This is a genomic window from Sinorhizobium sp. KGO-5, from assembly GCF_036245905.1.
In the GTDB taxonomy this organism is placed as follows: Bacteria; Pseudomonadota; Alphaproteobacteria; order Rhizobiales; family Rhizobiaceae; genus Sinorhizobium; species Sinorhizobium meliloti_A.
Window position 1 is genome coordinate 724601 of sequence record NZ_BDIZ01000003.1, and the last position, 22590, is coordinate 747190.

Consider the following 22590-nt stretch of genomic DNA (forward strand, 5'->3'; position numbering starts at 1 on the left):
CCCTAAAGAGCCGGCATTCCGGCGGGTCGAAGCGAGCGCTTCTGAGCGGCGATGCGGAAGGGCGCGTTGGCTGCGCCGTAGCCGCGATAGCCGGCGCGCCGCTCGACAATTTCGAAGAAGAAGCCTTCTCCATAGGTCGGGCCGTAGATCTGGAAATACTCGCCTTCCTCATCGCGATCATAGAGGATGCTCTCTTCCCTTAGTCGATCGACGAAGTCAGGTTCGAGCCCGAACCGCACCTCGATGTCGTCATAGTAGTTGCGCGAGATTGCCAATGGGCGAAAGCCGCTGCGGCGCATATGGTCGGCGGCCGCAAAGATATCGTCGGTGCGGAAGGCCACATGCTGGACACCCGAGCCAAAGCTCTCTGCTATGAAGTGGCCTGCCAGCGTGCGGTGGTTGTCCGCTCCGTTCAATGTCAGCCGGAGCGTCCCGCTCGCATTCTCCACGACCTGGCTGCGGATCAGACCGGCAGGATCGACGATATCGACCTCTGCCGATTTGTCGGCATCGAGGATGGACGTGTAGAAAAGCAGCCAGCTCGGGAGCTCCTCCGCCTGCATGGATTGCGCCACATGGTCGATGGCGACGAGGGGCGATGATCCCTGAGGCGCCTTTCCCGACCGGACGAACTCGCGCGACCAGACGTCGTCGGCCTCGTTCAGGAAATAGATCAAGCCGCCGCCGATGCCGCGGATTGCGGCCATCGCCCCCTCGCCTTCGTTTGCCTCGGGCCGGAATATTTCGGCCCCGAGCGCGCCCGAGCGTTCGACGGCGGCCGCGGCATCGGGCACTTTCAGGCCGATCGCATAGGCCGATGCCCCGTGCACTAGGTAGCTCGAATGAGCGAAGCCATGCTGCTCGGTGTTGATGACGATGTTTACGCCTCCACGATCGCGACCCTGGCGCCAGAGCGCCACCGATTTCTCGCGATGTGAGGCAACCGCGTGAAAACCCATGGTTCCCAGAAGCGACCCGAGCGCCTCCGCCTCTGCCCGATCGGCGGTGAACTCCACGAACTCGACGCCCAGCACCTCGACGCGGTCGGGCATTGCCTCCGCGCTCTTCGCGACCGGTTCGCGCCGCTTCACCCGATCCATCAGGTAGACCAGGGAACGATGTCCATCCTCGGCGATCGCCCTGGGTGATCCGCCCCGGAACTGGTCGTTGAAGATTTCGAGCGATAGGGCGCCGTCATAGCCGGTCGCGGCGACAGCCTGCATGAAATCGACGACCGGAAGATCGCCTTCGCCGGGCATGTTGCGGAAATGGCGGCTGAGATAAAGCAGATCCATGTCGATTCGCGGCGCGTCCGCGAGCTGAACGATGAAGATGCGGTCCCCCGGAATGGAGCGGATCGACCGCAGGTCGATATTGCGCGACAGGGTGTGGAAACTGTCGAGGATCAGCCCGATACTCGGGTGGTCCGCCCGCCGCACGATTTCCCAAGCATCCCGATGATCGTTGACGTGGCGGCCCCAGGCAAGCGCCTCGTAGCCGACACGCAAGCCGCGCTTGGCCGCCCTCTCGCCCAGTTCCCGAAGGTCGTCGGCAGCGCGATCGATGCCGCCCAATGCGAGCGGGGAAACGCTGGAACAGACGAGCATCAATTCCGTTCCAAGCTCCTGCATCACGTCGAACTTGCGCTCCGCCCGGTCGAAAGCACGCGACCGGTGCGGTTCCGGCAGGCCTTCGAAATCGCGGAACGGCTGAAAAAGCGTCACCTCCAGGCCGTGATCGCCCACCATGCGGCCGACCTCCGCCGGCGAGCCGTCGAAGGTCAGGAAATCGTTCTCGAATATCTCCACGCCATCGAAGCCTGACGCAGCGACGGCGGCGAGCTTCTCCGAAAGAGTGCCGCTGATCGAAACGGTCGCGATCGAGGTCTTCATGCCGATCTCCTCTCGCCGGCCTCGTCCTTTGCCGGTCCGCGTGGCAGGGCCGGCTTGCTTCCGCAAAAAGGCGAAGCGTCGAAGGCTTGATGATGGTCACTTCTTACCTATACCGCAAATACCGTTTTTTTCGTCCTCCATAACCTGTTGCTATGTATCTCGGCCGCCGCGCGAACGGCGGGTCGATTCATCCATGACGCGGCGCAGCGTCGTGACCAGCCGCTCGGCATAGCTGGAGAGCGCGGCGTCGGCGCGATAGGCGACATAGGTCTGGAACTCCGTATCCTCGCTGATCGGAATGACGGCCAGTTCCTGGTCGGCGATACCGCCCACGGTGAAGGCGTCGATGACCGCGATGCCGAGATTCCGCTTGACCAGCGCACAAACCGTCGTGCCGAAACGCGCCCTGATCGGGGTACGATATTCGAGCTTCTCCCCCTCGAATATGCCCGCCATGATCGCCCCGTAGGGATCGCGTGGGTCGATACCGATGAGCGGATGCGCGGCGATCTCGCGGGCGGAAATTTCGGTCCGGCCGGCAATCGGATGCTCCCTGGCGGCGATGCAGACGAGGTGCCCTTTGGACAGGGGCTCGAACGTGATCGAGGGATGGGTGAGATGATAGCTCATCGCGACCAGCTCTCCCTTGCCGAGCAACAGGTAATCGATCGCCTCCTCTATCCTCAGAATATCGAAATTGATGCGGATGTCCGGGTAGCGCCGCATAAGCCCGGCGATGGCCTGCGGCATCATCGCATTCGCAATGCTCGGCACCGAGCCGAGCGCAAGTTCAACACCTCGTCCTCGCTCCAGCTGACGGATGGAAAATTGCAGGTCGTCGACCTTGCGATGGACCTCCTGGAGCTGGGCGAAGATGTCGCGCGCTTCGTCGGTCGGCACGTAACGTCCAGCCTTCTTGACGAAGAGCTTTATCCCCAGCGCGCTTTCGATATGCTTCATCGTCCGGCTGACCCCCGGTTGGGCGACATTCATCAGACGCGCCGCGCCGGCGATCGTGCCGGCGATCATCACCGCCCGGATCACTTCGATCTGGCGTAGCGTAAGCCCCATCGCACCCTCCCTGGCGGCTGCCTCACCGGCGGCAGTCGAGCAGAGCCGGTATCCGCGCGCAAGTAGCGTCCAGGGAGTTTGCGTGCGGCCTCAAAACGGCAGCCCCACATAGTTCTCCGCGAGCGCGGTCGCCGCCGCGCGCGAGCGGGTGAGATAATCGAGTTCCGCCTCCTGGATTCGCTGGTCGAAGTCGCTGGTCTCCGGAAAGCGGTGCAGCATCGTCGTCATCCACCAGGAGAAGCGCACCGCCTTCCAGACGCGGGCGAGTGCGCGGGCCGAATAGGCGTCGATGCCGGCATTCGAGCGGTCCCGATAGTGTTCGAGCAATCCCTCGAACAGATAGTGCACGTCGCTCGCCGCAAGGTTCAGGCCCTTGGCGCCGGTCGGCGGAACAATATGGGCGGCATCACCCGCCAGGAACAGCCGGTTGAACCGCATCGGCTCGGCGACGAAGGAGCGGAGCGGAGCGATGGACTTCTCGAAGGAGGGACCCGTCACCACGCGCTCGGCGTGATGGGCGGGCAGGCGGCGGCGCAATTCGTCCCAGAAGCGCTTATCGTCCCAGTCCTCGATCTTCTCCTCCAGCGGGCACTGGATGTAATAGCGGCTGCGCGTGTGCGAGCGCATCGAACAGAGCGCGAAGCCGCGCGGGTGGTTGGCATAGACCAGTTCGTGATCGACCGGCGGCACGTCGGCAAGGATGCCGAGCCAGCCGAAGGGATAGATCTTCTCGAAATTGCGGATGGCCCTTTCCGGCAGGCAACGTCGGCTCACCCCGTGAAAGCCGTCGCAGCCGGCAATGAAGTCGCAGTCGATGCGCTGCGCAATCCCGTCCTTCTCAAAGGCGACATGCGGTGTCCGCCCGTCGAAATCCCGCGGCATCACGTTCGCCGCTTCGTAAATCGAGAGCGCCCCGACCCGTTCCCGATGGTCCATCAGGTCGCGGGTGAGTTCCGTCTGCCCGTAGATCATCACCCTCCTTCCGCCGGTCAGGCCGAAGAGGTCGATGCGATGGTCGCGCCCGTCGAAGGCGAGCGAGAAGCCGTCATGGGGGAGGCCCTCGGCATGCATGCGGGCGCCGCAGCCCGCCTCCTCCATCAGCCGCACCGTGCCTTCCTCCAGAACGCCGGCGCGCACACGGCCGAGAATGTGATCCTTGGTCGCGCGATCGAGGATCACATTGGCAATCCCCGCTCCCGTCAGCAATTGCCCGAGCAGGAGCCCCGAAGGCCCGGAGCCGATAATGACGACCTGAGTGCGCATGATTGTCCTCCCACTTCCCCCCGGGAAATTGCAGTTGACCGGCCGGTATCGGCACGCGAATTCTTTCCGCTATCGTACATCGCCGGCGGCTCGGCTGTAGCGCTTTGATCTGCTGCATGCTTTTTTCCGTCAATCGCGATACGATCGAAGGAAACATGAGGGGAGAGCAGTCGTGGCCGACGAAACACAGGCGCCGGAAACCAAGTTGACTTCCACGAAGCGCCGCTGGGCGGCCGACGGCAAGTTTCTCACCGGCCGCATTGCCCGTCCGGAGACGGACCGCCTGCCGCCCGGTCAGCATCTCGTCAGGGACTGGCCGGTTCTCGATCTAGGGCAGCAGCCGCACCTGACCCACGAGACGTGGCGGCTCGACGTCACCGGCCTCGTCGAGAACCCGCTCTCGCTCGACTGGAACGCCTTCCAGGCGTTGCCTCAGAGCGACAGCCTCTCCGACATCCATTGCGTGACGACCTGGTCGCGCTATGACAACAATTGGCGTGGCGTATCCACGCGCGATCTTCTCGATCGCGTCATGCCGAAGCCGGAGGCCGCCTTTGTCATGCTGACGAGCTTTGACGGTTACACCACCAACCTGCCGCTCGCCGACTTTGCCGCCGAGGATGCGATCCTCGCGACCGCCTGGGAGGGCGCGCCGATTACGCGGGCCCATGGCGGGCCGGTGCGCCTGGTGGTCCCGCATCTCTATTTCTGGAAAAGCGCCAAGTGGCTGCAGCGCATCGATTTTCGCGCGGCCGATTCGGCGGGTTTCTGGGAGCGGAACGGCTACCACATGCGGGGCGATCCGTGGCTCGAGGAGCGCTATTCCGGCGATTGACGCCAGCGCGGGATGAGTGTGGTTTTCCGTCCGGGATTGCGGAAAAGCAATTAGAGAGTGTCCGCGATTCGGAGAAAAACGGAAATGCTCTGACGCTCTCGTCTTCGACTGCAACTCGTGATTTTTGATGCTACAGTCCCCGGTTGAGGGGGGCGGTAACGCATCCCCGCGCCGAACTTGAAGCCAACATTCCTGTCCGGGAGGAAAGCATGCGCAGTCCCTGCCTGAAATCCCTGTCCATTACCCTGATCGTCGCGCTGAGTACGTTCTCGCCGCGGCCGGTCCTGGCGGCCTCGCCAGAGCCGGTCAAGGCCGAGCACGGCATGGTCGTGACCGCCCAGCATCTTGCATCCGACATCGGCGTCGAGGTCCTGAAGAAGGGCGGCAATGCGATCGATGCGGCGGTTGCGGTCGGCTATGCCCTCGCCGTCGTCTACCCGACGGCCGGCAACATCGGCGGCGGCGGCTTCATGACCATCCGCTTCAAGGACGGCAAGACGACCTTCCTCGATTTTCGCGAGCGCGCGCCTCTCGCCGCCACCAAGACCATGTATCTCGACGACAAGGGCGATCTCGTCGAGGGATTGAGCACCGAAGGCTATCTCGCAGTCGGCGTGCCCGGACCGGTCATGGGGTTCGAGTTCGCCCGCAGCCGTTACGGCACAAGGCCGCTGAAGGAGCTGATCGATCCGGCGATCAAGCTCGCGCGCGAGGGCTTCGTGCTCGAACAGGGTGACGTCGAGTCATTCGACGGCGAGACCGAGCGGCTCGCCAGGGATCCGGCGGCCGCCGCCATCTTCCTGAAGCCCGACGGCCAGCCTTTTGCAGCCGGTGACCGGCTGGTCCAGACCGATCTTGCCGCTTCGCTTTCGAGCATCGCCGAAAAAGGCACGGACGCCTTCTATAAGGGTGCGATCGCCGACGCGATCGTTAAGGCGAGCACGGATAAGGGCGGCATTCTCGCCAAGGAGGATTTCGAGCGCTATCAGGTTCGCGAGCTCGAGCCGGTCAAGTGCAACTACCGTGGCTATGACATCGTCTCCTCGCCGCCGCCATCGTCAGGCGGATTGATCATCTGCGAGATTCTCAACATCCTCGAGGGCTACCCGCTCGCCTATCTCGGTTACGGCTCGGCCGAGACGGTGCATGCTATGATCGAGGCGATGCGCCATGCCTATGTTGATCGCAACACCGCGCTCGGCGATCCGGCCTTTGTCGAAAACCCGGTCGCAAAGCTCGTCGACAAGAGCTACGCGAAAGACATCCGCGCCAAGATCGACCCGTTCAAGGCCGGCGTTTCCCAGGAGCTGATGCCGGCGGGCTTTACCGAAAGCAAGGAGACGACCCATTATTCCATCATCGACGACGAGGGGAATGCGGTTGCGGTGACCTACACGCTGAACGGCTCCTTCGGCGCGGGCGTCGTCGCGCCCGGCACGGGTATCCTCCTCAACAACGAGATGGACGATTTCACCGCCAAGCCGGGCACCCCCAATCTCTATGGCCTCGTGCAGGGCGAGGCGAATGCGATCGAAGCCGGCAAGACACCGCTCTCATCGATGAGCCCTACGATCATCTCGAAGGACGGCAAGCCCTTCATGGTGATCGGCAGCCCCGGCGGCGCCCGCATCATCACCATCACGCTGGAAGCGATCATCAACGTGATCGACCACGGCATGAACATCCAGGAGGCCGTCGACGCGCCGCGCGTCCACCATCAGTGGCTTCCGGACAAGGTCTTCATGGAGCCCTATGCTCTCTCGCCCGATACGCGCAAACTGCTTTCCGCCATGGGCCATGACGTTCAGGTCGACGAGAACTGGATGATCTGGGGTCAGGCAGCGGGCATCCTCGTCGGCGGCGAGAACGTTGCCGAGATCGAGGCGGGCGGCGGCGCCCGCTACAACGGCGCCGTCGACAGCCGCATCGGCGCAGGTGCGGCACGAGGATATTGAGGGCGATGGCTAAAGCGGGATGAGGAAAAATGCGTGCGGTTTTCCGCCCCCATCCCGCTCGTAGCCGGTCAATGGACAAAACATGCAGCAGCTCAAAGGGCTACAGTGACCTTTGCTCGTCTCATAAGACGCGCGGCGCTGCAGGAAACTTTTCGGAGGGCTGCAATCTCTCCTCATCCTCATCTCTGTGCTTGTCACAGAGATCCAGCAGCGCCGCGTCTGCGGCGCGGAAGAGCCTTTCCAGCCCAAAGACTTGGGCTGGCTGGATTCCTGTGACAAGCACAGGAATGAGGGACCGGGGATACGTCACGCAATGAAAGGTTACGTCTACATTCTCGCATCGAAGCGAAGCGGGACGCTATATACGGGCGGGACCCGCGCCGCCTCGCTAACTTCACGGTTTATGAAGCGCGCCGAGGAACCGCACCCTCTCCACCCTCGCCCCTGTGCTCGTCACAGGAATGAGGAAATCAAACAACCCGCCGCGGGTATCCGATCTCAACACGCCTAGCGCAATACAAGCCGCAATGCGGCTTGTGTTTCCCTGAGCAGAGGCAGAAAGCGCTCCGCCATCTCGCGGGCCGGCACATGGGCGGCGGATGCGCCGATGTTCACGGCCGCGAGCACCTGCCCGCGATCATTGGCGACCGGTACCGCGATCGAGCAGAGGCCGAGCTCCAGTTCCTGGTCGATAACCGCATAGCCCTCGTCGCGAACCCGCCGCAATTCCGCCACCAGCTCTTCCGGGTCGGTTCTCGTCAGCGGTGTGTTCGCCTTCAAGTCGGAACGTCCGAGTATTTCGCGTGCCTCGGTCTCGGGTAGTGCGGCCAGCAACACCCGCCCCATCGAGGCGCAATAGGCGGGAAGACGCGAGCCGGGCGTCAGGTTGATCGACATCACCCGGCGCTGCGACGCGCGTGCCACATAGACGATCTCGGTCCCGTCGAGCACCGAGGCGGAAGCGCTCTGCCCGGCTCTTTCCGCGAGCTGGTCCAGGTAAGGCTGGACAATGGCCGGCAGCGGCGTCGCCGAAAGATAGGCATGGCCGAGCCTCAGGATCTTCGGTGTGAGCGTGAAGAACTTGCCGTCGTAATTGGCATAACCAAGCTGCGACAGCGTCAGCAGGGATCGCCTGACGGTCGCCCGGTCGAGCCCGGTGATCTTCGCGGCGTCGGCGATCGAAAGCCGCGGCTGCGACTCGCCGAAGGCTTCGATCACCCTCAGACCGCGCGCAAAGCCGCTGACGAAATCCGTTTCCCGCATCGTGTCTCCCGCCGGTTTCTGGCCTGCGATTTTGTGCGGCATACGAACAAATGTCAAATTTCGCACAAAAGAAATTGACGCCTGGGAGGAACAGGCGCTTATTCGGCTCGAACATCACTGGAGGAAAACGATGGCGCGGATAGTGTCTCTCGCCGAGGCGGTGGCGGAGAATGTCAGGGATGGCGACACGGTGGCGATGGAAGGCTTCACGCACCTGATCCCCTATGCCGCGGGACACGAGGTGATTCGCCAGGGCCGGAAGGACCTGTTCCTCGTGCGCATGACGCCCGACATCCTCTACGACCAGTTGATCGGCGTCGGTGCGGCGCGGGGCATAAAGTTTTCCTGGGGCGGCAATCCGGGCGTCGGCTCGCTGCACCGCTTCCGGGATGCGGTCGAGAACCAATGGCCGCGGCCGATCGAGATCGAGGAACATTCGCATGCGGCCATGGCCAATGCTTATGAGGCGGGTGCCGCGAACCTGCCTTTTGCGTCCTTCCGCGGCTATATCGGCGCCGACCTGCCCAAGGTGAACCTCAATATCAGAAGCGTGACCTGCCCCTTCACCGGCGAGGTGCTCGCCGCGGTGCCTGCAATCCGCCCGGACGTCACGATCATCCATGCCCAACGCGCCGACCGCAAGGGCAACGTCCTGATCGAGGGGATCGTCGGCGTGCAGAAGGAAGCGGTGCTCGCCGCCAGGCGCTCGATCGTAACGGTCGAGGAGATCGTCGACGAACTCGACCCGCCCTCCCCCAATTCGGTGGTGCTGCCGGAGTGGGCGGTGACCGCCGTCGCGCATGTGCCGGGGGGCGCCTTCCCGTCCTATGCGCATGGTTACTATCCCCGCTCCAACGCCTTCTACATCCGTTGGGACGAGATTGCGCGCGAACGGGGAACCTTCAACGCATGGATCAGGGAGAACGTCCTTGCCGCCAAACCCGAGGACTTCGCCCGCCACGCCGCGAAGACAGCGGCCAAGGTTGCTTGAGGGGAAAGCGAAGAATGACTGATTTCACCCCCACCGAGATGATGACGGTCGCCGCGGCGCGCGCGCTCTCCAACGACGACGTCTGCTTCGTCGGCATCGGCGCTCCGTCAGCCGCCTGCAATGTGGCGCGGCTGACGCATGCGCCGGATATCACGCTGATCTATGAGAGCGGCACCGTCGGCACCAGGCCCGACGTACTGCCGCTCTCGATCGGCGACGGAGAGCTCTGCGATACCGCGCTTTTCACCGTCTCGGTGCCGGAAATGTTCCGCTACTGGCTCCAGGGCGGCCGGATAACCACGGGCTTTCTCGGCGGCGCGCAGATCGATCGTTTCGCCAATCTCAACACGACCGTCGTCGGCCCCTATGACCATCCCAAGGTGCGCCTGCCGGGAGGCGGCGGCGCGCCGGAAATCGCCTCCAATTGCGGCCGCATCTTCATCACCATGGCGCTGACGAAGCGCGGCTTCGTGGAAAGGCTGCCCTTCGTAACCTCCATGGGACACGGCGAAGGCGGCAATCATCGGGAGCGGCTTGGATTGACGACCAGCGGCCCGACCCGCGTCGTCACCGATCTCTGCATTCTGGAGCCGGATGCGGAGACGAAGGAATTGACCGTCGTTTCCCTGCACCCCGGCGTCACCCGGGATCAGATCGCCGGAAATTGCGGCTGGCCGATCAAATTCGCGGAGACCGTCATCGAAACACCGGCACCGACCGAGACCGAGCTTGTCGTTCTGCGCGACATCAACGCCCGCACCAAAAAAGCCCACGAGGCCGCGGGAAGAGAGGCCACCTGATGCGCGAAGCCTGTATCTGCGACTATATCCGCACTCCGATCGGCCGCTTCGGCGGCTCGCTCGCGTCGGTGCGCGCCGACGACCTCGGCGCCATTGCGCTGAAGGCGCTGATGGCCCGCAACAGGTCGGTCGACTGGGAAGCGGTCGATGACGTGATCTTCGGCTGCGCCAACCAGGCGGGCGAGGACAACCGCAACGTCGCGCGCATGTCGCTGCTACTTGCGGGGCTGCCCGTCGCCCTTCCCGGCACGACGATCAACCGGCTCTGCGGATCCGGCATGGATGCCGTGATTGCGGCCGCCCGGGCGATCAAATGCGGCGAGGCCGAACTGATGATCGCCGGCGGCGTCGAATCCATGTCGCGGGCGCCTTTCGTGCTGCCGAAGGCCGAGAGCGCCTTTTCGCGCAACGCCGAAATTCACGACACGACGATCGGCTGGCGCTTCGTCAATCCGCTGATGAAGGCACAATATGGGGTCGACTCAATGCCGGAGACCGGCGAGAACGTCGCCGAAGACTATAAGGTCTCGCGCGAGGACCAGGACGCTTTCGCCCTGCGCAGCCAGGCAAAGGCCGCGGCCGCCCAGACGAACGGCCGCCTTGCGAGCGAGCTCGTCCCCGTCACCATCCCTCAAAGGAAAGGCGAACCCGTCGTCGTCGACCGCGACGAGCATCCGCGCGCCACGACCATCGAAGCGCTCGCCAGGCTCAAGGCTCCCTTCCGGGAGGGCGGCACCGTCACCGCCGGCAACGCTTCGGGCGTCAATGACGGCGCTGCGGCGCTCATCATCGCCTCGGAGGAGGCTGCCAGTAAATATGGGCTGCGACCCATGGCCCGCATCCTCGGCGGCGCTTCGGCAGGCGTGCCGCCGCGCATCATGGGCATGGGACCGGTGCCCGCCTCGCAGAGACTCATGACACGGCTCGGCGTGACGCAGGAGCGGTTCGACGTCATCGAACTCAACGAGGCTTTTGCCAGCCAGGCACTTGCGGTCCTGCGCGCGCTGGGAATCGCCGACGGCGATCCCCGCGTCAACCGCAACGGCGGCGCCATCGCACTCGGCCATCCGCTCGGCATGTCGGGTGCGCGCATCACCGGAACGGCAGCGCTGGAGCTCGCCGAGACGGGTGGCCGCGCCGCGCTCGCCACCATGTGCATCGGCGTCGGTCAGGGCATCGCGGTGGCGCTGGAGCGGGTGTAGTTATCGTGTAATGCGAAATCCCGCGGGCGCTTCGACGGAAGAAGCCTCCTCGCTTGCGACATCGGCGACGGAAGCGCCGGGCGGCCCTTTCCAGAAATGATCCAGCATTCTGCTGACGGCGCCGTCCGGCCCGGCGATGAGGGCGGTCACCGAGCCGTCGCTCTCGTTGCGAACCCAACCGTCAAGGCCGAGCCTTTCGGCCTCCTCGCGTGTCCAGTCGCGAAAGCACACGCCCTGTACCCGTCCGGTAATTCTGACCAAAGCGGCCCTGCGGTCCTTCGTCATGGCGTTGCCCTCCTTTCCGCTTCGAATCTGGCGCAAATGGCGGCTAAGGCAAGCGTCTTCCTGACGCTTCCGGCGCGGGACCTCGGTCCCTTCTTTTATCAGCCGGAAAAAATTTCATTTTCGGCCTTGAAGATGCTGCACTGCAGCATTATTATATAACTGTCGATGGAACACTCCTCCTCCCAGTTCCATCGCGGGATCGGCAACCCTCCTCCTCCCAGTTGCCGGTCAGGATCGAAAGCCCGGCGCACCTCCTCCCGCGCCGGGCTTTCTCTTTCAGCCGAGGCGTCGAGCCAGCGCGATCCCGAATTCCGTTATCCCTGAAAGACCAGACCGCGGTAAGATCCGAAACATGGCCGGCACATAGCTGGGAACATTTCCGGAGATGGGGCATCCAATATCCGAGAAGGAGCCCGACCATGCCTATCGCTGAAACCGAGCTTTGCCTGAATGCGCCGCCACCTGCGCAGGACCTCTCCCGTTTCCGCGCGATCATGCAGGCACATAACCGCAAGCTCTACCGGATCGCCCGGAGCATCCTGCGCAACGACAGCGATGCGGAAGACGTGCTGCAGGAGGCCTATGTCCGTGCCTTCACGCGCTTTGAGGGTTTTCGCGGCGATGCGGCGATCACGACCTGGCTCGCCCGGATCGTCATCAACGAGGCGCTCGGCCGCCTGCGGAAAAAACGGCGGCTGATGAAACTTGCCGAAGATATGCGGCAGTCGCAAGAGGCGGAGATCATCGCCTTTCCCCTCAACTCAGGCGTCGGCGATCCGGAAAAGACGATGGCACAGCGACAAATTCTCGACCTCGTCGAAAGGCTGACGGACGATCTCCCGGACACCTACCGCACCGTATTCGTGCTGCGCGTCATCGAAGGGCTCGACAACGACGAGGCGGCCGCCCTGCTTGGTCTTAAGCCTGAAACGGCACGCACCAGGCTGCACCGGGCGCGCCGCATCCTGAAAGAGCAGTTGGAGCGGCAGATCGGCCCGGTTCTGCTGGATGCCTTTCCTTTCGCGGGAAAGCGCTGCGAACGTCTGACCGAGTCCGTTCTTGCCCGCATTTCGCCTCGGTCGCCGGAAACAGACGGAAAATAGCGGGAACGCTTCGAGCCGCGAAGCATCCAAAGCGTGGCGTTCAAACACGCTTTGATCTTCGAGGAAAGGAACATCCCATGACCATCAGACTGACGACCGCAACGGCCGTGATCGCCCTCCTTTTCGGCACCGGCGGGGCACTCGGCAACGACAAGCCGACCGACCCGCAGATCGCCCATATCGCCTACACTGCCGGCGTGCTCGATATCGAAGCCGCCAAACAGGCGATCGCGACGTCGAAGAACGAGACCGTCGTCGAATTCGCCGAGAGCATGCTGCGCGACCACGAGTCGGTTAACAAGCAAGCCCTCGATCTCGTCAAGAAGCTCAACGTCACGCCCGAGGACAACGATACGAGCAAGACCCTCTCGCAAGCGGCCGAGGCGAAGCGGCAGGAGCTGGCGAAGCTCAAGGGCGAGGAATTCGACAAGGCCTATATCGCGCATGAGGTCGCCTACCACAAGCAGGTCAACGGCGCGCTGGAAACGCTGCTGATACCGTCGGCTCAGAATGCAGAACTCAAATCGCTGCTCGAGACCGGGCTTAAGCTGTTCCAGGGACATCAGCAGCATGCCGAACACGTCGCGGCCGAATTGAAGTGAGACCGCGATGTTCATGACGCGAGCGGCAACTGTCTTATTTTCGATGGGAGCGGCCGTCGTGGCCACTCCTTCTCAAGCCGAAACCATCCGTGTGACGATCGATCGCCTCGTCTACCTGCCCGTGGAGATCGAGGCGAAGGTGGGCGACGAGGTCGAGTGGATCAACAAGGATGCGCTCGTCCACACGGCGACCGTCAAAGGCCGTGCGGACGTGCTTCTGCCGGCGAAGAAATCCGGCCGGCTGGTGCTTCAGGAGGCGGGCAGCTTCGATTATATCTGCCGCTACCATCCCAACATGAAGGGCCACATCACCGTGCGGCCGTGACCCGCAGCTCCCTCCCGCCCGTAGGCGGAGGGAGCTGAAGCAACCGACAACTCAGTCCAGATCGTCGCTTTCCGGCTTCGGCGCATTGTCGCGGTTGCCGTAGATGATCTCGCGCTTGCCGACATGGTTCGCCGGGCCGACGAGACCGTCCTTCTCCATCCGTTCGACCAGCGAGGCGGCGCGGTTATAGCCGATGCCGAGGCGGCGCTGGATATAGGAGGTCGAGCACTTCTTGTCCCGCAGCACCACTTTCACCGCCTGATCGTAGAGCTCGTTGCCGTCTTCGGCGGCGATCGCGCTCTTGTCGAACACGGCGCCCTGATCCTCCTCGACCTCTTCCTCCTCTTCGTCCGCCGTCACCGTCTCGAGATATTCCGGACGCCCCTGCGTCTTCAGATGCGCGACCACATGCTCGACTTCCTGATCGGAAACGAACGGACCGTGGACGCGGGCAATGCGGCCGCCGCCGGCCATGTGCAGCATGTCGCCCTGGCCGAGGAGCTGTTCGGCCCCCTGCTCGCCGAGGATGGTGCGGCTGTCGATCTTTGAGGTCACCTGGAAGGAGATGCGGGTCGGGAAGTTCGCCTTGATCGTGCCGGTGATGACGTCGACCGAGGGACGCTGGGTCGCCATGATCAGGTGGATGCCGGCGGCACGCGCCATCTGCGCAAGCCGCTGGATCGCCCCTTCGATCTCCTTGCCGGCGACCATCATCAGGTCGGCCATCTCGTCGACGATGACGACGATATAGGGCATCGGCGAAAGGTCCATTTCCTGCTGCTCGAAGAGCGGCTCGCCGGTGCCCTTCTCGAAACCGGTCTGCACCGTCGCGAGGATCGGCTCGCCTTTTTCCCGCGCGGCCGCCGCGCGCTGGTTGTAGCCGTCGATGTTGCGCACACCGAGCCGCGACATCTTGCGATAGCGGTCCTCCATCTCGCGCACCGCCCATTTCAGCGCCATTACGGCCTTCTTCGGATCCGTGACGACGGGCGTCAGCAGATGCGGGATGCCGTCATAGACGGAGAGTTCGAGCATCTTCGGATCGACCATGATGAGCCGGCATTCTTCCGGCTTTAACCGGTAGAGCAGCGACAGGATCATGGTGTTGATCGCCACCGATTTGCCCGAGCCGGTGGTGCCGGCGACGAGCAGATGCGGCATCTTTGCGAGTTCGGCGATCACCGGTTCGCCGCCGATCGTCTTGCCGAGGCAGAGCGCAAGCTTGCAGCCGGTCTTCTGGAAATCGCCGGATTCGATCAGCTCGCGGAAATAGACGGTTTCGCGCGTGGCATTCGGCAGCTCGATGCCGATGACGTTGCGGCCGGGCACCACCGCGACGCGGGCAGAGAGCGCCGACATCGAGCGGGCGATATCGTCGGCCAAACCGATGACGCGGGAGGACTTGACGCCCGGCGCGGGCTCGAATTCGTAAAGGGTGACGACAGGGCCGGGGCGGACATGGATGATCTCGCCCTTGACGCCGAAATCCTCGAGCACGCTTTCGAGCAGTCCGGCATTCTGCTCGAGCTGCTCCTGCGTCATGAAGAAACCTTGGCCTTGCGGCGGCTCCTGCAGAAGTTCCTTCGAAGGAAACTCGTAGGCGTCGCCGCCCTGCAGCGGCTCGATGGCGCCGATCGGCGGCAGAGACGGCGACGAACGCTGTATCACGGCCGGCATGGTGATCGCCGCCCTGGTCACCGGCACTTCGGGAGGCGGTTCGCTTGCGGGCACGACGGCGGGTACGATGGGTTCGGCCGGTGCCGAAGCGGGTGCTTCGGCTATAACCGGGGCGGCTGTCTCGACGACGGCCGGCTCAGCGGCAAGATCCTGCGGCGCGGCCGAAGCCGGTTCGGCAGCGGCGGGCTCGGGCCGCCGGCATTCCACCACCCGGAACAGCGAGCTTATCGCCGTGGGCGGCTGCGGCCGGATTTCGACAGGCGTCGCGGCGGCGATCTTTGGTGGCGAGACCTTCGGCGCGGCTGCGACCGGCGCGCGAAGGTGCGCGGCTTCCTTCACAGGTTCCGCGGCAGCCGGCGGAACAGCCGCCGCTTCGAGCGGCATGAACTCGAAAAACGCAAAATCGGATAGATAGGCCAGATGCGCTTCTGCCTGCCGGGGCACATCCTGCTCCACTCCGGCACTCCGGGGCGCAAGGTTCGCAACGGGCAGTGCATGCGGAACCACAGGCACCTGGTCCGCTACCGGCAGGGCCGATGACGTTTCAGGAGTGGCGGGCTCTTCCTCCGTCACGGCCGCGTTTTCGGTGATTGCCGGTTCGGCGGTGCCCGCTTCCGGCGCCGGCGAGCGTGCAGCGCTCCAGGAGGGCAGTTGCTGCGTCAGCACCCGGAGGAGCTCAGACGGACTGTAGGACGGCAGTTCCGTTTCGACCACGGGAGCGGGTTCGGCCGGTACTGCGTCCATCACCGTTTGGGGATCGGATGCTTCCGCCGCGGCTTCGTCGGCCTCAGCCCGGCTTTCTTCGGGCGCCGGCGGGTGACGCTTCATGAGTTCGCGCTCGGGCGTGCGCGTGAAGCGCACGTTCGGCGACAGGAAGAAATGGCTCTCCCAGCTCGGCTCGCCGGATAGGCCGGTGATCTCGGCAAGCGTGGGAAGCGGATCGCGCGTAGAGACGGTAACCTCGGCCGGAGCATAGGCGGAGCCATGACCGTAGAGGCGCGCGGCGCGTCCCGCATAGCCGGTCTCCTGGTCCCGATGGCCGGGCGCGCGCCGCGGCGCTTCCGGTGCTTCGAACAGATGGTCGTGAGCGGCCGCCTCAGGCGCCGAAGCGTCCGCGGAACCTTGCGCAACCGGATGCGGCTCCTCGAAATCAACCGCGTGATTTGCGTCATACAAAGCTGCAGGCGAGAAATTTGTCCGGGGAATGCGCATGGCCTGAAAACTCGAAATTCATCATCGAAGGGGCTGCCCTACGGAATAGGAAATGAAGGTTAACAACTTCCTTCCGGGAGCCTCGCCGGAAGGGCGCCGGGCCGCCTTGAAAACCCTCCCGAGTGCTGTTCCGTGCTCGCGGCGCAAGGCTTTCCCGCGCTTTGACGATGCAATTCCGTTCCGTTCAATTTCTGTTTCAGCCGTGGAAAATTTCCGATCCGCGGGCTCTGCATTTACAATCATGGAGCAGCGAACGCCTGCCGCCGTTCCGAAGGCCCGGAGCGGGTATGCGTCCGCGATCAGGCCATAGTGAAGAAAGGCACGTCACATGAGCGACAATCCCGCACTTCAAGGCTCCTTGGCCCTCATCGGCCGCCTGCTTCTCGCCGCCATGTTTATTCTTTCCGGCTTCGGGAAACTGGGCGATCCATCCGGCACGATCGGCTACATCGCCTCGGCGGGGCTGCCCCTACGCGATTGCCCTTGTCGTGGAGATCGGCGCAGGCATCCTCCTCGTCCTCGGCTATCGGGCCCGGTGGGTGGCGCTGATCCTTGCAGCCTTCACCCTGGCCTCGGCGATCGGCTTTCACACCGACTTCGCCGACCAGAACCAAATGATCCACTTCATGAAGAACCTGGCGATCACCGGCGGCTTCCTTCAGATCGCCGCCTTCGGCGCGGGTGCCTTCAGCCTGGACGGACGTACCGCCCCGGCCTGAACGGGTCCGCCTGCGGAGGATAATGATCCGCAGGCGGGCTTATGAATGGCGGTTCAAGGCTCAGCTGCGCGGCAGCAGGCTTTCGACTTCCGCGGCTGCGTCGTTCAGCGCCTCCTCGGGGGTTGCCGCCTGCTCGACGACGCGCGACAGGTTCTCGACGATCGTCTGCGTGACCTTGACGCCGTTCGTGCCCGGGAAGGCATACCACGGGATCATAACCGGCATCTGCTCGAGGCCGGCGCGGAAGAGCGGATTTTCCCTGTAGAAGTTTGCGAGATATTCCGGCGACTTCGCCGCGAGCTCGTTGTTCGGGACGTAGCCGGTACCCGGAACGACGACCGAAGCGCCATAGGGGCCGGCCGCGAACTTGGCGAACTTCCACGCAGCGTCCTGCTTGTCGGCGTCGCGCGTGAGGATCACGACCGCGTTGCCGCCGGTCGGCAGCTTGCCGTTCACCGGGTCGATCCGCGGAATGGCCGCGGTGCGCAGGTCGAACTTTTCGCCGACATTCTTGATCGTGTTGCGGAGCGCCCCGGTCGTCTGGAAGGCGAAACCGACCTTGCCCGCGACGAAGGCCTGCTCGCCGGCCTGCTTGGTGAGCACCGGCAGGCCGCCTTCCTTGACCATTCGGTCGAGAACTTCGATCGCCTTTTTGCCTTCCGGACCGTTGAAAGCGACCTTGCTCTCGTCCTCGGTCAGCATGCGGCCGCCAGCGCCGAAGAGGAGAGCGGAGAACATCCAGTCGTCGCCCTGCCAGCGGAAGTCGATCCCCTCGACGCCGTCGCCGAGCGCCTTGATCTTGCCGCCGAGCGCAATCACCTCGTCCCAGGTCTTCGGCGGAGTATCCGGATCCCCGCCCGCTTTGCGCACGAGATCGGCATTGTAATACATGATCGGATTGGAGGTCGCGAAGGCAAGGCCCACCTGCTTGCCGTTGACCTGGGCGAGCTTCAGGATGTTCTCCGAGAAGCCCTGTTCGGCCATGTCGCCATCCTTGGCGATGAAGGCTCCGAGGTCGACCGGGACGTCGCGTTCGTTGAGCATGCGCAGGCGGTTGAGCCCGATGAAGGTGATGTCGGGCATTTCGGCCGTTCCGGCCTGGCGCATGATCGTCTGGATCCCCTCCTCGTAAGTTGCGGAAGGATTGGCGAAGGCGATCTTGATATCCGGATTTTCCTCCATGAACTTCTTGGAGATCGTGTCCATCACGTCCTTGAAGAAGCCGGGCATCGGATAATGCACAGTCAGCACTGTTTCGGCCCGGGCTGGTAGGGCAAGGGTCATCGACACCGCCGCGGCGGTGAGAAGTTGCGTGAAATGTTTCATGATGTTCTCCTGGTTCGACCGATCAGCCCTTGAGACCGGTCATGGTTATGCCCTCGACGAAGCGCTTCTGTGCGACGAGGAACGCGGCGACGAGGGGAAGGGTAATGATCAGCGTGGCCGCCATCAGCGCGCCGTAGTCGTCGCCGGCTTCCGCAGCGCGGAAATAGAGAAGGCCGAGCGGAGGGGTGGCGTAGTTCTGGTTGGTGACGACCACCAGCGGCCAGAACAGGTCGTTCCAGTGCGCCACCACGGAAAAGATTGCGAAGGCGGTGATCGCCGGCCAGGCATTGGGCACGACGACGCGTGCGACGATGCCGATCTCCGACATGCCGTCGAGCCGGGCGGCATGGATCAGATCATCGGGAATGGCACGGAAAAACTGCAGGAACAGGAAGATCGCGAAGACCGAGATCGAGAAGGGCGCGACGAGTGCCGTGTAGCTGTTGAGCACTGCCAGCCGGTCGAAGGCGACATAGAGCGGCAGCGCGGTCGCATGGATCGGCACGAGCAGCCCCAGCATCACCAGCACCATCATCAGGCGTGCGGCGCGGAACTTGAGTTTCGCCATGGCATAGGCGCAGGGAATGGCGACCACGACCTGAACAATAAAGATCATCGCGCAGACGATCACGCCGTTCAGAAGCAGGATCGGCATCGAGACGCGCGACAGCGCCTTGGTGAAGTTCTCGACATAGGACCATTGCTGCGGGATCAGCGACAGCGAGGAGGAAAAGATCTCGCTCTGCGCCTTGCCGGCCGTCGAGATCATGAAGATGTAAGGCGCAAGGAAGATGAGAGCGCCGAGCGACAGGAGCGTGAACCGCAGGATGCGGCCGGGAGAAAGGCTGTTTACGGTCATGCGTAATGCACCTTCCGGTCGAGAACGCGGTATTGCAGGAACATCAGGACGACGAGGATCGCGAGAAAGATCACCGTCATCGCCGAGGCATAGCCGACCCGGAGATAGACGAAGCCTTCCTGATAGATGGTGAAAAGCAGCACTTCGGAAGCCTTGTTCGGCCCGCCTTCGGTGAGCGTCTTCACCGTCTCGAAGACCTTGACGGAATTGATGATGCTGATGGTGGTGACGAAGAGCGTCGTCGGCGCGAGCATCGGCCAGGTGACGAGCCGGAACCGGTCCAGCCGGGATTTCGCGCCGTCCACCTGCGCGGCGGCATAGAGCTCGCCCGGGATCGCGGTCAGCCCGGCGAGAAACAGCACCATGTTGAAGCCCACCGACTGCCAGATGCCGATGATCGAAAGCCCGTAAAGCACGGTGCCGGAGGCGCCGAGCCAGTTCGGTCCGGGGATGCCGAGCTGTGCCAGGAAGGTGTTGATCGGCCCGATTGAGGGATGGAACAGGAATTGCCAGACCGTCGCCATTGCGACCAGAAGCGAGGCGACGGGCAGGAAATAGACGGTCCGGAAGAACGCCTTTGCGCGGGTCTCCGCCTCGATCAGGAGCGCGACGCCCAGCGCCAGCACGATCGATACCGGCGTGACGATCGCCGTATAGACGGCCGTGTTCCAGAGCGAACGGCGGAAGGTGCGGTCGCCGATCAGTTCCGCGTAGTTTTCCAACCCGACGAAACGGAAGCCGCCATAGCCGAGCTCGAAATCGGTGAAGCCGAGGAGCACGACCGCGAATGTCGGCAGCAGAATGAAGAGGAACAAGAGCACGATCGCGGGAGCGGCGAGCAACCAGGCGACCCGCGCTTCGCGCCGGTCGGCCCTCGCCATGGGCATATCGGACGCGATGCTAACCATGAGCCTTCTCCAGCGCCGCGGCGGCGGCAGCTGTCTTTGCCCGCAGCCGCTCGCCCGAGGCGGCGAAGAGCATTGCCCGATCCGGTTCGATCTCGACCGACACCGGCATGCCGGTGGTAAGAGAGGAAGCTTCGGCCGGGCTGATCTTGGCGACGATCGTTTCGCCAATGGCGCCGAGACGGGCATGCACGATCACTTCGGAGCCGAGAAATTCCGTCCGCTCTACGCGCGCCGTGAGGATGCCGTCCGGATTTCCGCTAAAACGGACGAATTCGGGGCGCACGGCCAGCATCACCGACGCCTCGCCCGAAGCCGGCTTCTCGCCAGCCAGCGTGAGCGATCCGAAACGCACGATGCCCGACGGATCCATCCGCGTTTCCACCACGTTGATACGCGGCTGGCCCAGGAAGCGGGCGACCTCGACATGGGCGGGATCGTCGTAGATTTCCCTGGGCGACGCCAGTTGCAGGAGCGTGCCCCCGATCATCACCGCCACCCTGTCGGCCATAGACAACGCCTCGGACTGGTCGTGCGTGACATAGAGCGTCGGCACGCCGGCGCGCCGGTGCAACTCGACGATCTCGCTGCGGGCATGAACCCGCAGATTCGCGTCGAGGTTGGAGAGCGGCTCATCCATCAGGAAGACGCTAGGGCGGCGGACCATGGCGCGAGCGAGCGCCACACGCTGGCGCTGGCCGCCCGACATCTGTCCGGGTTTGCGATCGAGCAGATGGTCGATCTTGAGGGAGGACGCCATCTCGCGAACCTGCCGCTGGATGTCGGCGCGGATCTGGCGCTGACCGGGAAGAAGATTGCCGACGAACGGAAATCGCTCAGCCGCCGAAAGCCGCCGCATGGCGAGGGGTACTGCGATGTTCTGGCCGGCGGTCAGATGCGGATAAAGGGCGTAGGACTGGAACACCATGGCGACGTTACGGTCGGCGGCTGCGACCGGGGAGACCTCGCGGCCGCCGATGACGATCTCGCCGCGATCCGCATGATCCAATCCCGCGACGATGCGGAGAAGCGTGCTCTTGCCGCAGCCGGAGGGTCCGACGAGCGCGACGAATTCGCCCTCCTCCGCTTCGAGGCTCACGCCCTTGAGGATCGCATTGCCGGCGAAGGACTTGGCGATGCCGCGGAGCGAAAGAATGCTCATCGCGCCGCTCCCACGAGCTTCTTCGCGGCCTGCGGATAGACCTCTTCCACCATGTGATCCAGGACGTAAGGCTTCAGCCCGGGCACCGCAACGATCTCGCTGTCGATGCGTCCTTCGCCCAGGTGGTGGACAACCGCGCCTACGAGGCGCTCGCCGGGCATTTCCCGCTCCAGCTTGTCGATGATGAAGGAGGTCGGCGGCGCCCATACGAGGTCGGTGCCGGCATGATGGCCTTGCCAGGCCCAGTGTAGATGACCGCTCGCATGGAGCTTGACATCGTTCTCCGCCATCAGCCCGTAAAGCCGCTGCCGCTGTTTCGGCCGCACGCTCCAATAGCCGGTATCGCCTTCCGCCGGATCGTCGACGAAAAGCGGCTTATGGGCGAAGATAGCGACGGGGCGGCCGTCGCGGCTCTCAAGTGCATCCGCCAGCCAGCGGAACTGCCTCTCCTCTTCCGCGTCGTCGAAGCCGAGAAGAAGGCTGTCGAGGCCGATGAGCCGCCAGCCACCGTGATCGGAGAACCAGAAATCCGGGCCGACGAGCCTGCGCCAGCGAGCGAGGCGGAAGGCGTTGACCTGCTGATCCGAGCCCGGCAGATGGCCGACATCGTGATTGCCGGGCACGATCAGCACCGGTACCGGCAGCCTGCGGAGGAGGTCCATCGCGAAGACGATGTCTTCCTCCTGGTCCGCGCCGTCAACCGTAAGGTCGCCCGTATGCACGACGAAGTCGGCGCCGATCGTCTCGATCCAGCGGACAACGGGTTCCCAATTGTCGTTGAAATGGGATTTTGTCGGGCTGAAATGGGTATCGCTGATCTGCACGATCCTCATGGGAGCATGGCCTCCGGCGCGTGTTGACAGGGGCGACATGCATGAGAGGCCGTACCCCGCTCAGCGCCGCTTTGGCGCTCTCTTTAAGGGGCTCCCATGTCAGTTTGGTAACAGGCTTTCTCAGTTGTTTTTCAGTTTCTCCATGAAAGTTTCAATCTCCAGCCTATCGCTTTGCCGAGCGCGCGCTCCGAAAAATGGTTGACGCGAATCAGAGGATGAATCATTCCTCTAACGGAATAGACCGCATATTTCACATTTCGGCGTAGCTCAGTGATTACCTGTTAGGAAATGCGGCAGGCGCATCTGCACG

General features: G+C 63.6%; 19 protein-coding genes and 1 pseudogene. 9 read left to right on the forward strand and 11 right to left on the reverse strand.

Annotated elements, in window-relative coordinates:
• Positions 1-2: 2 nt before the first annotated feature.
• From BHD07_RS17455 to pobA, 3 genes are all read right to left on the reverse strand, one after another.
• The gene (locus BHD07_RS17455; protein WP_338281996.1) at positions 3-1892 is read right to left on the reverse strand and encodes a bifunctional sugar phosphate isomerase/epimerase/4-hydroxyphenylpyruvate dioxygenase family protein; all 1890 of its coding nucleotides are present in this window, start codon (positions 1890-1892) and stop codon (positions 3-5) included.
• A 150-nt stretch (positions 1893-2042) separates the two neighbouring features.
• Complete coding sequence (locus BHD07_RS17460; protein WP_338281998.1) at positions 2043-2963, reverse strand: LysR family transcriptional regulator; 921 nt, start codon at positions 2961-2963, stop codon at positions 2043-2045.
• A gap of 90 nt (positions 2964-3053) precedes the next feature.
• The gene (gene pobA / locus BHD07_RS17465) at positions 3054-4226 is read right to left on the reverse strand and encodes a 4-hydroxybenzoate 3-monooxygenase (RefSeq protein WP_338282000.1); all 1173 of its coding nucleotides are present in this window, start codon (positions 4224-4226) and stop codon (positions 3054-3056) included.
• 172 nt (positions 4227-4398) lie between these two features.
• Between pobA and BHD07_RS17470 the strand changes: the two genes are divergently transcribed.
• Positions 4399-5061 carry a sulfite oxidase-like oxidoreductase gene (locus BHD07_RS17470; RefSeq protein ID WP_100671208.1) on the forward strand — a complete coding sequence of 221 codons (663 nt, stop codon included), beginning with the start codon at positions 4399-4401 and terminating at the stop codon, positions 5059-5061.
• Between the two features lie 209 nt (positions 5062-5270).
• Positions 5271-7016, forward strand: a complete 1746-nt coding sequence (gene ggt, locus BHD07_RS17475; RefSeq protein ID WP_338282002.1) for a gamma-glutamyltransferase — start codon at positions 5271-5273, stop codon at positions 7014-7016.
• Positions 7017-7523: 507 nt separating this feature from the next.
• On the opposite strand, the gene BHD07_RS17480 is transcribed toward ggt, so the two are convergent.
• Positions 7524-8279, reverse strand: a complete 756-nt coding sequence (locus tag BHD07_RS17480) for an IclR family transcriptional regulator (protein WP_275600120.1) — start codon at positions 8277-8279, stop codon at positions 7524-7526.
• 130 nt (positions 8280-8409) lie between these two features.
• Between BHD07_RS17480 and BHD07_RS17485 the strand changes: the two genes are divergently transcribed.
• Genes BHD07_RS17485 through pcaF form a run of 3 tightly spaced genes read left to right on the forward strand, consistent with a single transcriptional unit; the run spans position 8410 to position 11272 of the window.
• Positions 8410-9270, forward strand: coding sequence for a CoA transferase subunit A (locus tag BHD07_RS17485; RefSeq protein ID WP_338282005.1), 861 nt, complete (start codon positions 8410-8412; stop codon positions 9268-9270).
• Between the two features lie 14 nt (positions 9271-9284).
• Positions 9285-10070, forward strand: coding sequence for a CoA-transferase subunit beta (locus BHD07_RS17490; RefSeq protein ID WP_338282008.1), 786 nt, complete (start codon positions 9285-9287; stop codon positions 10068-10070).
• Complete coding sequence (pcaF, locus tag BHD07_RS17495; protein ID WP_338282010.1) at positions 10070-11272, forward strand: 3-oxoadipyl-CoA thiolase; 1203 nt, start codon at positions 10070-10072, stop codon at positions 11270-11272. Before BHD07_RS17490 ends, pcaF begins: the two co-directional genes overlap by 1 nt.
• Here pcaF and BHD07_RS17500 read toward each other — a convergent pair whose 3' ends face one another.
• Complete coding sequence (locus tag BHD07_RS17500) at positions 11273-11557, reverse strand: acylphosphatase (protein WP_100671198.1); 285 nt, start codon at positions 11555-11557, stop codon at positions 11273-11275.
• Positions 11558-11976: 419 nt separating this feature from the next.
• Here BHD07_RS17500 and BHD07_RS17505 point away from each other — a divergent pair, with 419 nt between their 5' ends.
• From BHD07_RS17505 to BHD07_RS17515, 3 genes are all read left to right on the forward strand, one after another.
• Positions 11977-12660: an RNA polymerase sigma factor gene (locus BHD07_RS17505; RefSeq protein WP_338282014.1), complete on the forward strand. Its 684-nt coding sequence runs from the start codon at positions 11977-11979 to the stop codon at positions 12658-12660.
• A 77-nt stretch (positions 12661-12737) separates the two neighbouring features.
• Positions 12738-13262 (forward strand): DUF4142 domain-containing protein, encoded by a 525-nt coding sequence (locus BHD07_RS17510; RefSeq protein WP_100671196.1) that lies wholly within the window; start codon positions 12738-12740, stop codon positions 13260-13262.
• Positions 13263-13269: 7 nt separating this feature from the next.
• Positions 13270-13587 carry a cupredoxin domain-containing protein gene (locus tag BHD07_RS17515; RefSeq protein ID WP_338282016.1) on the forward strand — a complete coding sequence of 106 codons (318 nt, stop codon included), beginning with the start codon at positions 13270-13272 and terminating at the stop codon, positions 13585-13587.
• Positions 13588-13638: 51 nt separating this feature from the next.
• Here the strand turns inward: BHD07_RS17515 and BHD07_RS17520 are convergent, their stop codons facing one another.
• The gene (locus BHD07_RS17520; RefSeq protein ID WP_338282018.1) at positions 13639-16476 is read right to left on the reverse strand and encodes a DNA translocase FtsK; all 2838 of its coding nucleotides are present in this window, start codon (positions 16474-16476) and stop codon (positions 13639-13641) included.
• Between the two features lie 328 nt (positions 16477-16804).
• On the opposite strand from BHD07_RS17520, the pseudogene BHD07_RS17525 reads away from it, so the two are divergent.
• A pseudogene (locus tag BHD07_RS17525) lies at positions 16805-17195 on the forward strand (DoxX family protein).
• A gap of 60 nt (positions 17196-17255) precedes the next feature.
• On the opposite strand, the gene BHD07_RS17530 reads toward BHD07_RS17525, so the two are convergent.
• From BHD07_RS17530 to BHD07_RS17550, 5 genes are read right to left on the reverse strand one after another with little or no spacing between them, the layout of a single operon-like run.
• Entirely contained in the window at positions 17256-18521 is a 1266-nt protein-coding gene (locus tag BHD07_RS17530) for an ABC transporter substrate-binding protein (RefSeq protein ID WP_338282020.1), read from the reverse strand.
• Between the two features lie 22 nt (positions 18522-18543).
• The gene (locus BHD07_RS17535) at positions 18544-19380 is read right to left on the reverse strand and encodes a carbohydrate ABC transporter permease (protein ID WP_275599478.1); all 837 of its coding nucleotides are present in this window, start codon (positions 19378-19380) and stop codon (positions 18544-18546) included.
• Positions 19377-20288 (reverse strand): carbohydrate ABC transporter permease, encoded by a 912-nt coding sequence (locus BHD07_RS17540; RefSeq protein ID WP_275599479.1) that lies wholly within the window; start codon positions 20286-20288, stop codon positions 19377-19379. The genes BHD07_RS17535 and BHD07_RS17540 overlap by 4 nt, the downstream gene beginning before the upstream one ends.
• Entirely contained in the window at positions 20281-21447 is a 1167-nt protein-coding gene (locus BHD07_RS17545) for an ABC transporter ATP-binding protein (RefSeq protein WP_338282023.1), read from the reverse strand. The genes BHD07_RS17540 and BHD07_RS17545 overlap by 8 nt, the downstream gene beginning before the upstream one ends.
• Entirely contained in the window at positions 21444-22280 is an 837-nt protein-coding gene (locus BHD07_RS17550) for a metallophosphoesterase family protein (protein ID WP_338282025.1), read from the reverse strand. Before BHD07_RS17550 ends, BHD07_RS17545 begins: the two co-directional genes overlap by 4 nt.
• Positions 22281-22590: the final 310 nt, after the last annotated feature.

What these genes read in the sequence shown, in the direction of transcription:
- BHD07_RS17455 (WP_338281996.1), bottom strand. Translation starts at nt 1,892, where the DNA reads ATGAAGACCTCGATCGCGACCGTTTCGATCAGCGGCACTCTTTCGGAG.
- BHD07_RS17460 (WP_338281998.1), bottom strand. Translation starts at nt 2,963, where the DNA reads ATGGGGCTTACGCTACGCCAGATCGAAGTGATCCGGGCGGTGATGATC.
- pobA (WP_338282000.1), bottom strand. Translation starts at nt 4,226, where the DNA reads ATGCGCACTCAGGTCGTCATTATCGGCTCCGGGCCTTCGGGGCTCCTG.
- ggt (WP_338282002.1), top strand. Translation starts at nt 5,271, where the DNA reads ATGCGCAGTCCCTGCCTGAAATCCCTGTCCATTACCCTGATCGTCGCG.
- BHD07_RS17480 (WP_275600120.1), bottom strand. Translation starts at nt 8,279, where the DNA reads ATGCGGGAAACGGATTTCGTCAGCGGCTTTGCGCGCGGTCTGAGGGTG.
- BHD07_RS17485 (WP_338282005.1), top strand. Translation starts at nt 8,410, where the DNA reads ATGGCGCGGATAGTGTCTCTCGCCGAGGCGGTGGCGGAGAATGTCAGG.
- BHD07_RS17490 (WP_338282008.1), top strand. Translation starts at nt 9,285, where the DNA reads ATGACTGATTTCACCCCCACCGAGATGATGACGGTCGCCGCGGCGCGC.
- pcaF (WP_338282010.1), top strand. Translation starts at nt 10,070, where the DNA reads ATGCGCGAAGCCTGTATCTGCGACTATATCCGCACTCCGATCGGCCGC.
- BHD07_RS17500 (WP_100671198.1), bottom strand. Translation starts at nt 11,557, where the DNA reads ATGACGAAGGACCGCAGGGCCGCTTTGGTCAGAATTACCGGACGGGTA.
- BHD07_RS17505 (WP_338282014.1), top strand. Translation starts at nt 11,977, where the DNA reads ATGCCTATCGCTGAAACCGAGCTTTGCCTGAATGCGCCGCCACCTGCG.
- BHD07_RS17510 (WP_100671196.1), top strand. Translation starts at nt 12,738, where the DNA reads ATGACCATCAGACTGACGACCGCAACGGCCGTGATCGCCCTCCTTTTC.
- BHD07_RS17515 (WP_338282016.1), top strand. Translation starts at nt 13,270, where the DNA reads ATGTTCATGACGCGAGCGGCAACTGTCTTATTTTCGATGGGAGCGGCC.
- BHD07_RS17520 (WP_338282018.1), bottom strand. Translation starts at nt 16,476, where the DNA reads ATGCGCATTCCCCGGACAAATTTCTCGCCTGCAGCTTTGTATGACGCA.
- BHD07_RS17530 (WP_338282020.1), bottom strand. Translation starts at nt 18,521, where the DNA reads ATGAAACATTTCACGCAACTTCTCACCGCCGCGGCGGTGTCGATGACC.
- BHD07_RS17535 (WP_275599478.1), bottom strand. Translation starts at nt 19,380, where the DNA reads ATGACCGTAAACAGCCTTTCTCCCGGCCGCATCCTGCGGTTCACGCTC.
- BHD07_RS17540 (WP_275599479.1), bottom strand. Translation starts at nt 20,288, where the DNA reads ATGGTTAGCATCGCGTCCGATATGCCCATGGCGAGGGCCGACCGGCGC.
- BHD07_RS17545 (WP_338282023.1), bottom strand. Translation starts at nt 21,447, where the DNA reads ATGAGCATTCTTTCGCTCCGCGGCATCGCCAAGTCCTTCGCCGGCAAT.
- BHD07_RS17550 (WP_338282025.1), bottom strand. Translation starts at nt 22,280, where the DNA reads ATGAGGATCGTGCAGATCAGCGATACCCATTTCAGCCCGACAAAATCC.